Raw genomic sequence first — 14,531 nt, forward strand, 5'->3', positions numbered from 1 at the left:
CAGTAAGAGGCGCCTACGGCGCGTCCGGGCTGAGCAGGCGGATTGTAGCTCACGCGGAATCAAGCTCAACGGCGAAGAGCCAGTAAGTGAGTGGGGAGCTGGTCACATTTCCGCCGGACTCGGTTGCATTGATCAGTCTGATGCGGCGACGCTATTACGTCTGCGCGGCTTCCATCCCGATCGGGGGACAGCGGACAGCAACTGCTGGGTGTATTCATTCTGCGGGGCTCGCAACACGTCGTCTGTTGCACCATCCTCAACAACGCGCCCATTCCTCATCACGATAACGGTGTCCGACACCTGCTGAACGACAGCAAGATCATGTGAAATGAACAAATAGGAGACATGGAGTTGGCTTCGCAGATCGGCGAGTAGATTGAGCACCTGCCCTTGCACCGAAACGTCAAGGCCAGAGACCGCCTCATCGAGCACCAGAAGTTCTGGTTCACACGCCAGCGCACGAGCGATGGCAACCCTCTGCCGCTGACCTCCTGAGAGAGAACTCGGCCGCCCCTCGGCATGCTTCTTGTCAAGGCCGACCTGTTCAAGAAGCATATTGCGGCGTGCATCTAAGTCATTTGCGGTCAACGAGAAATGGAACCTCAAGACCTCGTCGAGCCCATCCCCGACGGTCTGTCTGGGGTCGAGCGACGCATAAGGATCTTGATAGACCATCTGAACCTGACGGCCACGCTCCTTGCGTGTCGCTCGGCTCCGCGCGACCTTTGTCCTTGCTTTGCCGGAGATGGCGATCTCTCCGCTGGTTGGGCGCTCGAGGCCGGCCACCATTCGTGCAACTGTGGACTTCCCCGAACCAGATTCGCCAACGAGCGCAAGCGACCCTCCTGCAGGCACGTCGAACGAGACACCGTCCACCGCGACGAGGTCTCGTGAACCGCCAGCCGCCAGGCGAATACGGAACACCTTCCGCAAATCTTGGGCCACAACGGCATCGGATTCGATAAGGTCCATCTGCTGCGAAGACCCGGACGCGTTGGCCATCATGCTCCCATCACCTGATTCAGCTCGCCGCTCGCTCCTATTGACTCGGCAAAATGACACGCGACACTGTTGTCGCCGACATCACGGAGCATGGGACGCTCCTCCCGGCATCTGTCGACCGCAAATCGGCACCGCGGTGCGAACACGCATCCTGTATCCGCCTCGTACGCAGGCACCGCCCTCCCCGGGATCGTTTGAATTCTCTTTCGCTCCCCAATGGTCGGACGGGAGTCCAACAGGCCCGCTGTGTAAGGATGCAGCCGCGACTTCTCCAAATCAGCGGAGGGCAGCACCTCCACGACCAAGCCTGCATACATCACAGCAATCCGATCAGTTATCGCCGCTGCCAAGTCCAGATCGTGGGTGACAAAAAGCAGCGCCAGCGAACGACTGCGCCTCAGGTCGTCGAGGATCGCCACCACTTCCTCTTGAGTTGTGACATCGAGAGCTGTCGTCGCCTCGTCAGCTATCAGCAGTTTCGGATCCGTTGAGAGTGCGGCTGCAATCATGACGCGTTGGAGTAGGCCCCCAGACAGTTGGTCGGGGAATTCCCGCATACGCTGCCGCCCGTCTGGAATTCCAACCGCGTCTAGCAGCGCAACCGCCCTCTCTTCAGCCTCCCTGCGCCCAATACCAGATTCAGCCATTCCCTCTAGAAGGAAATCTCCGATAGTCCTCAGCGGATTAATGTGAGATCGGGCATCCTGATAGATCATCGCCACGTCATGGCGTCGGCAGGCGCCCAACTCGCCTTTGGTCATTCGATAGACGTCCTTCTCGCCGATCTGCACCCGCCCCTCGACGACCGCACGCGGCGGGTGCAGGCGAAAGACAGTACGCGCAGTCATCGACTTTCCGGAGCCGGACTCCCCGACGAGGCCAACCGCCTCCCCTGAGGACACAGTCAGGTTGACCCCTTGAAGGACCGTCCGATGGCCTTCGAAGGACGGCATCCGCAACCAAACATCATCGATCTCGAGTAAGCGGTCAGGCGTCATAGTCTACTTTCCCGTCCTTCAAATCTGCTTCCAAGACAAATCGTGAGGAGGACGACGCCGACAATCGCTAGACCCGCAGAGAGCGACTCCATCGGGTGGCCACTGAGCAGGCCCGACTCTCCGTCAGCGACCATCAGGCCCCACTCCGAGCTCGGCGGCTGAACCCCCAAGCCAAGGAACGACACGGATGCTAGTGCGACGAGTGCCTGCCCAAACGAGACGATAGCTTGCGACCGGATGATCGGCATCACGTTGGGAATCAAATGCCGGGTGCAGATACGCAACCCGCCGAATCCAACCAACTGACAGGCTTCAATGTACGGAAGCTCGCGCTCTCGGGCGACCACAGACTGCACGACCCTCGCGGCATATGGGGTAAACGCCAGGGAAAGCGCAACGACGGGGGCGGCGATACCCGGTCCTATAAACGCGACTGCCAAGATCGCGACAAGGAGCGGTGGGACCGCAAAGAGTAGGTCCAGGAAACGAGACACCACTAACTGGTACCAGCCGCGGAACCATACTGCGCTGACAGCTAAGGTGACTCCCAACGTCGTCGAAGCCGCGATGATTATTGCCGGCGCAAATAGGCTTATCCGTGCCCCAAAGAGCAGGCGAGAGGCCAAATCGCGTCCAAGCGCATCCGTTCCCAACCAGTGAGCCATGGACGGGCCCTCGTTCGCATCCAAGATGCTGGTCTGGTTCGGCGGATACGGTGCTACCAGTGGTGCAAGTATCGCCGCCAGCGCCAAAAGCAAGAGCGCACAGGCAAGCGCGATCGTGAGGACATCCCGTGATTGGCGAGTGCGCAAACTTCCGTTCGCCGCACCTCCATCTTGCACGAATACGCTTGCGTCGGTCATCGTAGAGCCCCCGCTCGGACCCTGGGGTCAATCACAAGCTGGGCGATATCGATCGTGATCGTCGCAATGACAAACGCGCCAACGTAAATCATGCTTGCCGCCATCACAACATTAAAATCCTTGTTCAACACGGCCGTAATAAGCAATGATCCGATGCCACCGAGGCCAAATACCTGTTCAACGATGATCGTACTGGCGATGAGTCCAGCTGCCGTGAGCGTAGATACCGTAAGGATCGGCATCATCGCGTTGCGAACCACGTGCTTCCTGAAGACACGCGACGGTCGCACACCGCGTGCGGTTGCAGTTTCAACGTGCTCGCGCTGCGCTTCAGTGAGCAGGCTTGTTCGCGTTATCTGCGCGAGATATGCGCCCCAACTAAATGCCAACGCGAAGGCGGGCAGCGTCAGATAACGAAGTCCGCCGAGGAACCCATGGCCCTGTCCGAGCGCTGGAAACCATCCGAGCCACAACGCAAATACCTGAATAAGTATGAGTGCGCTGAAAAAGACAGGCACGGCAACACCTATCCCAGCAACTGCCGTCACCACCCCGTTCAGGCGGCTGAAAAATATCGGTAGCGTTCCGAGACCAATGCCCATCACCAGCACGATCAAAAACGCGTATGCGGCTAAGGACAGGCTGACGGCGAGCCTGCTTACTATCAAGGACCAAACGCTGTCTCTGTACTGGAAGGACATCCCAAAGTCTCCGGTGAGCGCGTCTCCCGCCCATGAGACATACCTCTCGACCAGCGGTTGATCAAGATGAAGGTTGGATCGTATCTGGGCAATCTGCGCAGGCGTCGCCTTCTCCCCGGCCAGAACCGCAGCTGGGTCGCCGGGCGACGCCGCCAGGCCGCCGTAGATCACAATGCTTGCGACCAGTACCGTCGCGACCGCAGAGCCAAGCATGCGCACCAGTGGCCGCACGTACCACACCATTAGTCTGTGCCACCCAGCATCGCAAGACTCGGCATGTAGGTAGCCGCGAAAGACGCGGGTGCGCCGCTCATTCTCTTGTTCATGAACATCGTGTTACTCAACGACACGACCGGGATCACGATGTGTTGCTCGTCCTCCCAAATCCTTTGTGCCTCAACAATGAGCTTGGCCCTGTCTCGCGTATCAAACGTGGCCCGAGCCTGCTGCAAGAGCCTGCCCACTTCGTCTTGCTTGTCGTACTTCACGTACTGAACCGACCCGCCGAGGTGCTGCGGAAGGGCAAGGTAGAGAAGGCAATCGAGCGGATCGGTCGCGGAAAACGTATCGACCCAGAAGAAGTCGATGTCCGAACTTGCTCGATAGGCCGAGCTTGTTGCCAGCTTGGAGTTCTCCGCGAACGTGATCGCCCGGACCTTCACGTTCAGGCCGACCGTCTTCGCCTCTTCTTGAATTAGCGTGAGGCCGCGCAATTGTGCCTCGTTACCCTGGAGTGCGGCGATGACGATGGGCTTAGATGCGTTGGGGTTTCCGGCAATCACCTTCTTCGCGCCAGATGGATCGGGTGTCCGCGGCACCTTCAGTGCGTCGTAAGCATCCTTGTACAGGTCCTTCGCCCCGGCCTGCCACCAGTTTGAGGTCATCAACGCGTAGCTTGGGCGAGCGGCATTGAAGTAGATCCTCTCCGCGATGGCTTTCCTATCGATGATCATGCTGAGGGCTTTACGAATGCCTGGGTCGGCCCCAGCCCCGCCGGTTGGAATCAATACGGCGCTCCGAGCGCCTGCGCCGAGGTACAGCTTGCCACTGGTCACGGATTTGAGCGACGGGACAAGGGTCGCTGAGAAGCCGTAAGCTCCGTCGATCTGCCCTGACTTGAATCCCTGCACTATCGTTCCCGAATCGGTGACGAACTTGATATGTGCCGTCTTGGCCTTGGGTCGCCTCGTCTCGTCCCAATAGTCGTTGTTCGCCTTCAGAGTAATCTCTGACCCTGAATCCCATTTCTCGAATTCGTAAGGCCCGGAACACATCACGCCACGGCTGGGACTTCCATATCCATCCGGGTCCGCCTCGACATAGGCCTTCTCAGAGATCATTCCAGGCACAATGGCCATCTCGTGATGAAAGAGTTCATCGGGATCGTTGAAGCGGACGACGACGCGATCCGGGCCATCGGCCTTGACGGTCTTCACATTCGAGAAGACTGTGCTATTCACTGACCCCACCTTGGGGTCGAGGTGCTGCCCGAGGCTGAAAGCGACGTCAGCAGATGTCAGGGGCTGACCGTCCCAGAACTTGACGCCGGCACGAAGCGTGTATGTCAGCGTCAGGTGATCCTCCGAGTACTTCCAGGAAGTAGCTAGTCCCGGCTCGATCTCATACTTGGCGTTGATCCGCACGAGGGGGTCGCACGTGTTGGAGAGGATGAAGGTGTTGTTACTACTGGTCGACTGTGTCGGCGCGATGGAGCTCGGCTCGCCCGGTGGGAGATTCCACGTGACCTGTGAGAGAGCGCCATTGCCAGCCGGGGTAGTCAGAAGTTGGTTGTTCTCCACGCCCCCATCCTGCGAAGGTCCCCCGCTGGACGACGAGCAGGCGCTCAGCGTTGCGAACGCTGCTACCGCCGCCACAGCCAGCAGTCGTGCCCGCGAAGAGCGACGCGCCTTGCTTTCACCACTCCAACCTCTACCAGTCGAGACACGTCCAGCGCAGCCATCATGTTCATTTCTGGATTCATTTCGCATCGGTGTGTCCCTCTCCTATGACTTTGCGTAGACGGTCTTGCCAGCGAGAACAGTTTTGAGTACTGACGCCTCCAGTAGCTGCTCAGGCGGGCTATCGACGACGTTGCGATCGACCACGACAAAGTCCGCCGAGAGTCCTGGCCGTAGCTCACCGAACTCTTGTTCACCGCTACATGCCCACGCGGCGTCGTACGTCGCATGGCGGACGGCTTCGCCGACAGACATTGTGTAGTTCGGAATATTCGCCTTCGTCAGACCCGGCTCGAGGATCGAACGCCGAGTCGCGGCTACGTACAGGTTGGGCAGAGGCGACAAGGAGGTCACCGGAGCGTCGGTACCGAAGGCCAGCACCGCGCCGGCGTCGGTCACTTCGGTCGCGGGAAACGCACGGTCAATCCGCGCATCGCCCAGCATCGCTTGCCAGGTCGCGGCGATCGCGGGATCAGCATGCTCAGGCTGCATGCTGACAGTAATGCCCAGGGCGGCGATTCGAGCGATGTCCTCGCGCTTCACATACTCAAGATGCTCGATACGGTGACGGCGAGCCCGCGGACCATTTTCCCGCATCGCATTCTCAATCGAGTCAATGGCGATGCGAATCGCTTCATCTCCGATTGCGTGCATGGCCACCTGCAGGCCGCCAGCGTCAGCAGCGGCAACCGCTGGGGCCAGCGTGTCGTAGTCCCAAATTGCGTCAGCGAGAGTTCCATCCGAGTAGGGCTCGCCAACTGCTGCAGTACAGCCGTCGATCGTGCCGTCCACGATGAACTTGACTCCCGTCACCCGCAGGAATGGGGAGGTGTACTGCTTGCTCAGCTCGATCGCTCGCTCGATCTGATCGAGGTTTCCCTTCGGATCCTCAGAAAGATAGATCCGGAAATACCCTACGATTCGAGATTTCAGAGCGCCGGCGGCCTCGGCTCGCGCCATCGCCGCGAGTCCGGACTCCGTAAGCATCATCTCGGTCATTGCCGTCACTCCACATGCAGCCGCGTGTTCGACGGCTCGAGCGAGGTATTGATCGCGACCTGCGTCGTCAACCAAGCCTTCTAGGAATGGCCACACGTACGCATGCTGGGCAGTCTCGTCCACATAACCCGTCGGCTCGCCCGTCGTCGCGTCGCGCGCAATCGAGCCGCCCTGCGGGTCAGTCGTGTTCGCGTCGATTCCGACTTCCCTCAAGGCGGCACTATTCAGCCAGATGGAGTGGCCGTCGAACGATCTCGCATAGAAGGGTGTGTCAGGAAGGACAGCGTCCATCATCTGCCGAGTGGGCCGACCACCTGGGATCGAATCGTGTTTCCATCCGTGCGCCTGGATCCTTGGATCGCTCGGACGCTCTTGACGCCAATCCCGGACGAGTTGCTGGATCTCATCGAGGCTTCGCGCCGACAGCAAATCCAGCTGTCCCAACCATTCCCCAATCAACATGGGGTGCGCGTGCCCATCGACAAACCCCGGAAGCACGAGCGATCCTTCGAGATCGATCTCAGCCGATTCCGAGCCCGCGATTCTGCGTGCAGTTGCAAGGTCTCCGACATATGCGATCTTCGAGCCATCGATGAGCATCGCCTCAGCCCAAGCCGGCATTGTCGATGAAGCGGTGAAGATACTTCCGTTCGCATACAACGTCCGATTCCCCGCCATGCCGTCGCTCCTGTCAATCGCTCTCACGCTGCGCTACCGCCCTGATATAGATGACTCATTCAAACTGAATGCACTCAGCGTGTAGTCTTCTCTCCAATCTGTCAACCCTTTCTGATCGGAGATGTGAATGTCGGGAAGCGCCCACCCCGATGGCCGAATCCATCGCCGCGAGCTCACTCGTCAGGCCATCATCGACGCGCACGCGCAAATGGTCATCGAGGGGGATCTGCGTCCCACGTCGAAGGCCATTGCCGCGAGAGTCGGGATCTCACTCCGCACTTTCTGGCTCCACTTCCCCGACATGGAAGCCCTGCTCGCGTTGGCAGGCCAATACTGGCTCGACCGCGACGCCGGTAATTGGGAGCCCGTGCCAGCCGACCTTCCGTTAGAAACGCGGATTGATCTGTTCTGTGACCGGCGCGGAGCGCGGCTCGTTGACCTAGCGCCAGCGGCTGCCTCGGCGCTCCTCATCGAGCCATTCTCTCCTGCTTTGACTGACGCCCGCAGTCAGCATTACGGCCGCCTGCACGACGACCTCATCGAGGCGTTCGGCAGCGAGATCGGGGCAGAAAGAACGGACCATCGCCATCAAGCGCTCTTTGCCGCAGCGAACGCAACGACCTGGCTCCTGATGACGCGAGCCGAGCGACTCGACACGAAGCAAGCGATAGCAGTGATGAAAACGACGTTCCGGGCTGTCCTGCTTGGCGCGCCTGACCAGCCGACCCATATCAGCTGACCTCGGATCGGTGTGGCGGCATCACGCCGTTCGAGGCTTTCGCCTTGCATGCCGACAAACTAAAACGGGACCGTCCCACCAAGGAAACTTGATGGAGACCAAGTTGAATGGAGACCGAGTGAGCACCTTCTCAGCCGACTGGCACTTCGAGCCGCTGTCTCCCATCCCTGAGATGCACGCTGCCGCATTCTTGGCCGAGCGGTTCGGAGTAGGCGGGACCCTGGAGCGGCTGGGCAGCAACCACGACTGCAACTTCCGAGTACGGTCCGAACCGGCCGGAGACGGTCGAGGGGACTACGTGCTGAAGTTCTTCAATCCCGTGACCGACAGCGCCGCACTGGTGGCACACTGTGCGGCGATCGAGCGGGTGGCGGCGGCCATGCCCGAGGTCCGGCTACCCCGTGGCCGAGTGGGCCTGGACGGGCGGTTCCTCCAAACCTTCCACCATGACGACGGGGATCTGGACAGCCTGCTCCTGGACTTCGTCCCAGGAGAGCCCATCATGGACAGCCGGTACCTGGCGCCACGGGTCGTCGCCAGGCTGGGGGAGCTGGCCGCTAGGGTGAACACTGCCCTCAACCGATTCGAGAAGCCCCCTGCCTCTCGGCCGTCGATGTGGGACCTGCGCAACGCTCTCGGCGTCGTGGAGTCCTTGGCTCCACAGCTGCGGGACTCGGCAGTGGCGGCAGAGATTGTGGATGCGGCCAGACGGGCCGCACGCCTGGTCCAGCCGTACCACGAACTCCTTCCCGTTCAGGTGATTCACGGTGATCTCGCCGACAACAACCTGGTGTGCGAGGTCGATGTAGACGGGCGACCGCTACCGACGGGAATCATCGACTTTGGCGACCTGATGGTGAGCTGGGCCGTGTCGGAACTGGCGGTCGCCTGCACGTCGGTCCTGCACCACCACGACGCCGCTGCCGAGTCGATCCTGGCAGCCGTGGTGGCCTTCGATGAGGTACGACGACTGACCGACGAGGAGCTCGAGGTGCTGTGGCCGCTGGTCGTCCTGCGCGCAGCCGTCCTGGTTGTCGCCGGCCAGAACGTCGTACTGAGAGATGCCGAGAACTCCTATGCGTCCGACGCGTTGGATCGCGAGTGGCGCATGTTCCAGGTCAGCACCTCGGTGCCTGCCGAGGTGATGACCGCCCAGCTACGCAGTGTGCTGGGCCGCGAGCACCCAGACCGCCCGCTGTCTCCGACCGGCGTCCCGATCTTGCCCGGCCTTGCCGGGGAAGTCACGATGCTCGACCTCTCGGTCACCAGCGACGAACTGCATTCCGCCAGCTGGCAGGACGACCGGGCCGAAGCGACGATGGTCGCGAATGCTCTCGCCTCCGGCGCCGCAGCGGTGTTCACCCGCTACGGCGAACATCGACTCACCCGCACACGCGTCGACGGTCCCGACAACTTCGGCGTCGGCACCGCCACCCTCGCGCTCGGCGTCGAGGTACACCTCCCCGAGCCCGTGGCCGTGCAGGCGCCCTTCTCGGGCACGGTGACCCAGGACTACGACGAGGGCCTTACCCTGACGACCGAAGGACTGCGGTTGGTCCTGCGTGGGATCGACACAGGCCGACGCGCCGGACAGCGGTGGGAGGCGGCCGCAGGGCAGACGTTGGGAACAGTGGCTGCCCGTTCGGGCCGACGCAGGCTCCAGGTCCAGCTGACCCACCTGCCGACTCGCGAGACTCCTGAATTCGTCGCCGCCGAGCTCGGCGACGGGTGGTTAGCGGTGTGTCCCGACCCCACCGCGCTGATCTTCGACCGTGAGGTGGCGCCAGACGTGCCCCGCGAATCCTCGGGGGCGGACCTCCTTCAACGCCGGGACCGCTCGTTCGCCACTGTCCAGGAGCACTACTACGACACGCCGCCCCAGATCGAGCGGGGCTGGCGTCAGCACCTGTTCGACACGGAGGGTCGCGGCTATCTCGACATGCTCAACAACGTCACGGTTGTGGGCCATGGCCACCCGCGTCTGAGTGCAGCGGTGCACCGGCAGTGGCAGCGCCTCAATACCAACTCACGTTTTCATTATTCCGCGGTCGTCGAGCTCTCTGAGCGGCTGAGCTCGCTGCTGCCCGACGGCCTCGACACCGTCTTCTTGGTCAACAGCGGTTCTGAAGCCGTCGACCTGGCACTCCGTCTGGCCTGGGCCGCCACCGACCGCAAGGACGTCGTCGCGGTCGCCGAGGCCTACCACGGTTGGACCTACGCCAGCGACGCGATCTCCACCTCCCTAGCCGACAATCCCCATGCCGTGGACTCACGACCCAGCTGGGTCCACACCGTCCCCGCACCAAACTCCTACCGCGGAGCTCACCGAGGATCGGACGCAGCCAACTACGGGCCAGAGGCGGCGGCAATCATTGCCGACCTGGCCGACCGCGACCGCCCACCTGCGGCATTCTTGGCCGAATCCTTCTACGGCAACGCCGGCGGCATGCCCCTTCCCGACGGCTACCTGGCCGACGTGTACGCCGCGACTCGGGCGGCCGGCGGCCTCTGCATCGCGGACGAGATCCAGGTTGGCTACGGGCGCCTCGGCACGCACTTCTGGGGTTTCGAGCAGCAGCATGTCGTCCCTGACATCGTGAGCGTGGCTAAAGCGATGGGCAATGGACATCCCCTGGGTGCCGTCGTCACCAGGCGGGACATCGCCGACTCGTTTCGCTCGCAAGGGTACTTCTTCTCCTCGTCAGGGGGCAGCCCGGTCAGCGCCGTGGTGGGCCTTACGGTGCTCGACATCCTTCACGACGAGAAGCTTCAGGAGAACGCTTTGCTCGTCGGCACGCACCTGAAGCGGCGCCTCCGGGCCCTCCAGCAGAAGCATTCCCTGATCGGAGCTGTCCATGGGTCTGGCCTCTACCTCGGCGTCGAGTTCGTTCGGGACCACGGCACACTCGAGCCGGCAGCCGAGGAGACAGCCGCGATCTGCGAACGCCTGCTCGAGCTGGGCGTCGTCCTTCAACCCACGTCCGAACGCATGTGTGTACTCAAGATCAAACCGCCATTGTGCCTGACCACGGGCGACGCGGATCGCTTCGTCGCGGCCCTCGACGACGTGCTGACACACGGCTGGTGAGCAACCGGACGGTCGACCGCTGACGCAGGCCGCCCGATGTCGAGCCCAGAGAGCGTGGCCTTAGTCAGGCGCCGCGACCAGGCGCGGAGGCTGTCGCCACAAACTCTTAGCAATAACGGACAGACGTGCCGTCGATCGCGATCACTCGCCGCTGGCTGAGCGCACGGGCGCGAGTCCAAATCCACGCGCGACGAACTACGGGCGAGCCGGATGCCGCCGACACCCATGTCCAACATGTGAATTGGTCAATAGCGGTGTCTAACCTGCGTTGCCCGCATGCAGGAGTCGGGCTAGTGCTTAACCTCGCCGGGTCAGGACGATTCTGGAGGCAGCTACGGCTGGAACCCGAACGAGCGTTTCCAAGTCGCACTGTGGCCACCCGAAGTCTGCCAAGCGGGACGCGCCTTCATGCGGGCCTGGGCTACGCCTCACCAGGCCCGCATGAATGATGGGAGCTAGTCTGTGCCGCCCAGCATTGCAAGACTTGCCATATACACCCCGGAGAACGAGGCTGGCGCACCGCTGATTCTCTTGTTCATGAACAGTACGTTGCTCAACGACACGACGGGTATCACCAGGTTTTGCTCGTCCTCCCAGATCTTCTGTGCCTGCACGATGAGCTCAGCCCTTTGCCGCACGTCAAACGTGGCTCGAGCTTGCTGCAAGAGTTTGCCCACTTCTTCTTGCTTGTCATACTTCACGTACTCACCCGAACCGCCAACGTTATATGGAAGGACGGTATAGAGGATGTTGTCGAGCGGATCGGGGATGGAGACAAAGGTGTCGGCCCAAAAGAAGGCGACGTCCGAGCGCTTTCGGTATGCGGCGCTCGATGCCAAATTCCCGTAGACCGAAGGGGTGAGCGCGCGCACCTTCACGTTTAGGCCGATCGCTTTCGCCCCTTCCTGAATTAGTGCGAGCGAATGCAACTGTGCCTCATTGCCCTGCAGGGCAGCCATGACGATTGGGCGAGATGCGTTGGGGTCTCCAGCAATCACCTTTTTCGCGCCAGATGGGTCGGGCTTCCGTGGCAGGATCAGTGCGTCATACGCCTTCTTGTATATATCCTTCGCCCCGGCCTCCCACCAAGTTGAGGTCATCAATGCGTAGCTTGGGCGGGCGGCATTGAAGTAGATCTTCTCTGCGATGGCTTTCCTGTCGATGATCATGCTGAGCGCCTTGCGAATCTTCGGGTCGGCCCCGGGCCCGCCCGTAGCGAGCAGCACGGCGATTCGAGGGCTTGCGCCAAGGTATGCCTTGCCACTGTTCACGGATTTAAGTGACGGAAGAAGGGTCGGTGAAAAGCTATAGGCGCCATCGATCTGGCCGGACTTGAATCCTTGGGCTAGAGTCGCCGATTCGGTGACGAATTTGAGATGAACCACCTTGACTTTAGGCCGCCTCGCCTCGTCCCAATAGTCATCGTTGGCCTTCAGAGTGATCTCTGAGCCTGAACTCCATTTCGCGAGCTTGTAGGGCCCGGTACACATCAGGCCACGACTAGGACTTCCATATCCATTCGGGTCTGCCTCAACGTAGGCCTTCTCGGAGACCATTCCTGGCACAATGGCCATCTCATGGTTAAAGAGTTCGTCGGGCTCCTTGAAGCGGACAACAACGCGGTCCGGGCCGTCAGCTTCAACACTCTTCACGTTTGCGAAGATTGGGCCATTTAGCGACGCCACCTTGGGGTCTAGATTCTGCCCGAGGCTGTAGACGACGTCAGCAGATGTCAGAGGCTGACCGTCCCAGAACTTGACCCCCGAACGAAGGGTGTACGTCAAGGTTAGGTGATCCTCGGAGAGCTTCCAGGACGTAGCCAGTCCCGGCTTGTACTCATAGTCGGGGCCGATCCGCAATAGGGCATCGCATGTGTTTGAAACAATCGGGATGTTGTTGTTACTGGTCGACTGTGTCGGCGCAACCGAGTTCGGCTCTCCGGTTGGGAGATTCCACGTGACCTGTGCGAGAGCGCCCTTGCCCGCGGGGGTAGTCACAAGTTGGTTGTTTTCCACGCCCCCCTTCTGCGAGGGTGTCCCACTGGGTGATGAGCAGGCGCTCAGCGTTGCGAAGACCGCTGCTGTCGCCACAGCTAGGACTCTCGCCCGAGATGAGCGGCGAGCCTTGTTCTTGCGGGTCAAACCTCCACCGGACCATATCTGTCCAGGGCGGCCATCGTTTTCGTCCTCAGATTTACTTCGCATCGGGGGTTCCCTTCTATGGTCGACCGTCTGGCCGTAAGTCACTGTTCGCTGGAGGCCTCAGAGTGTTCAAGCCCACAACGACCTATCAACAGAAGCCCTCCAGATGAACCCGGTCGCTGCGATTCCACACCGAAAATCCGGCCCATCCAACTGAATGCACTCAGAGTGTAGTCTTCCCGATAATCTGTCAAGCCCTCTCGGATGGGAGAAGCGACCGTGCTGACCCTCATCGTGCGGCCGCGCGACTCAAGTGCTCGTGACCGCGTGCGTGGAGCGTGGCGTGACCTTCCTTCTTGGGTTTCCTGGGCGTTCGGATCCAGTGCGCCGTCCACGCCATCCCGACGAGAGTCGGCCCCTCGGCCTGCAGAACCATGACGGGAGGGCGACGGCATCCGTGACAGCTCAGGAACGATCGGGGTTGCGTACCAATCCGGTCGACCACTGCAATCGCTCAGCACCCCGGCCGCGCCCGCGCCAAATGGCGACATTCGGCATCCCGTCGCCGCACCCTCGTCGCCACGCTCGGCAACGATGTGGTCGGATATCGCGGACGCCGTGCAGCACGGTTGCTCATGTTCATTTTCGCCAATCCGAGAGGGCTTGACAGGTCACCAAGAAGACTGCACTCTTAGTGCATTCTGTTTGGACGAGCCAGCGCTCGTTCCGCCAACCGGACCTCACACAAGGAGGACACCGCACCGTGCGCTCTCTCACCTACCTCATCGCCACGACCCTCGACGGCTTCATCGCCGGTCCGGACCGGACCGATCCAACGCCGTTCTGGCCGATCGCGCCCGACTACGTCCAGCACGTCGTCGAAAACTTTCCCGAGACACTGCCCGGCCACGCACGTCGGCGACTGGGCGTCTCGGCCGAGGGGCGCGAGTTTGACACGGTGCTGCAGGGTCGGCGCACCTACGAGATTGGTCTGGCGGCCGGGGCCACCGACGCCTACCCGCACCTCCGACACCTCGTGTTCTCGACCACGCTCGGCGAAATCGCCGACCCGGCCGTCGAACTGGTGACCGAGGATCCCGTGGCGCGAATTCGGCAACTCAAGCAGGAGGAAGGCAAGGGCATCTGGCTGGCCGGCGGAGGCACGCTGGCTCAGTCCGTCGTCGACGAGGTCGACCGTCTGGTGCTCAAGGTCGCGCCGATGACCCTGGGCTCTGGAGTTCCGCTATGGGGCTCGGGAGCAGCGGCCGAGCCGCGGAGATGGCGGCTCACCGACGAGCACGTCCTGCCGTCCGGCACCCGATTCCTCCACTACTGCCGATAGCTCCTCCCCCGCACCGTCGACG

10 protein-coding genes are annotated in these 14,531 nt (G+C 61.4%); 3 read left to right on the forward strand and 7 right to left on the reverse strand.

Translation table 11 applies throughout. The features are described from left to right. Positions 1-132 precede the first annotated feature (132 nt). The 6 genes from AC1DVU_RS02740 to AC1DVU_RS02765 form a co-directional block, all read right to left on the reverse strand. Positions 133-1,005 (reverse strand): ABC transporter ATP-binding protein, encoded by an 873-nt coding sequence (locus tag AC1DVU_RS02740; RefSeq protein ID WP_476920890.1) that lies wholly within the window; start codon positions 1,003-1,005, stop codon positions 133-135. Next, positions 1,002-2,000, reverse strand: coding sequence for an ABC transporter ATP-binding protein (locus AC1DVU_RS02745; RefSeq protein WP_476920891.1), 999 nt, complete (start codon positions 1,998-2,000; stop codon positions 1,002-1,004). Before AC1DVU_RS02745 ends, AC1DVU_RS02740 begins: the two co-directional genes overlap by 4 nt. After that, positions 1,997-2,863, reverse strand: coding sequence for an ABC transporter permease (locus AC1DVU_RS02750; RefSeq protein WP_476920892.1), 867 nt, complete (start codon positions 2,861-2,863; stop codon positions 1,997-1,999). The genes AC1DVU_RS02745 and AC1DVU_RS02750 overlap by 4 nt, the downstream gene beginning before the upstream one ends. Further along, positions 2,860-3,807: an ABC transporter permease gene (locus AC1DVU_RS02755; protein WP_476920893.1), complete on the reverse strand. Its 948-nt coding sequence runs from the start codon at positions 3,805-3,807 to the stop codon at positions 2,860-2,862. Before AC1DVU_RS02755 ends, AC1DVU_RS02750 begins: the two co-directional genes overlap by 4 nt. Next, positions 3,807-5,363 (reverse strand): ABC transporter substrate-binding protein, encoded by a 1,557-nt coding sequence (locus AC1DVU_RS02760; protein ID WP_476920894.1) that lies wholly within the window; start codon positions 5,361-5,363, stop codon positions 3,807-3,809. The genes AC1DVU_RS02755 and AC1DVU_RS02760 overlap by 1 nt, the downstream gene beginning before the upstream one ends. A gap of 204 nt (positions 5,364-5,567) precedes the next feature. After that, positions 5,568-7,199 carry an amidohydrolase gene (locus AC1DVU_RS02765; RefSeq protein WP_476920895.1) on the reverse strand — a complete coding sequence of 544 codons (1,632 nt, stop codon included), beginning with the start codon at positions 7,197-7,199 and terminating at the stop codon, positions 5,568-5,570. Positions 7,200-7,326: 127 nt separating this feature from the next. Between AC1DVU_RS02765 and AC1DVU_RS02770 the strand changes: the two genes are divergently transcribed. Beyond that, on the forward strand, positions 7,327-7,938 hold the full coding sequence (locus AC1DVU_RS02770; RefSeq protein ID WP_476920896.1) for a TetR/AcrR family transcriptional regulator: 612 nt from the start codon (positions 7,327-7,329) through the stop codon (positions 7,936-7,938). Positions 7,939-8,056: 118 nt separating this feature from the next. After that, positions 8,057-11,026 (forward strand): aminotransferase, encoded by a 2,970-nt coding sequence (locus AC1DVU_RS02775; protein WP_476920897.1) that lies wholly within the window; start codon positions 8,057-8,059, stop codon positions 11,024-11,026. Between the two features lie 455 nt (positions 11,027-11,481). On the opposite strand, the gene AC1DVU_RS02780 is transcribed toward AC1DVU_RS02775, so the two are convergent. After that, positions 11,482-13,041 carry an ABC transporter substrate-binding protein gene (locus tag AC1DVU_RS02780; protein ID WP_476920898.1) on the reverse strand — a complete coding sequence of 520 codons (1,560 nt, stop codon included), beginning with the start codon at positions 13,039-13,041 and terminating at the stop codon, positions 11,482-11,484. Between the two features lie 889 nt (positions 13,042-13,930). On the opposite strand from AC1DVU_RS02780, the gene AC1DVU_RS02785 reads away from it, so the two are divergent. Next, entirely contained in the window at positions 13,931-14,509 is a 579-nt protein-coding gene (locus AC1DVU_RS02785) for a dihydrofolate reductase family protein (RefSeq protein WP_476920899.1), read from the forward strand. Positions 14,510-14,531: the final 22 nt, after the last annotated feature.

It is taken from the genome of Aeromicrobium sp. P2_G6, from assembly GCF_056403535.1.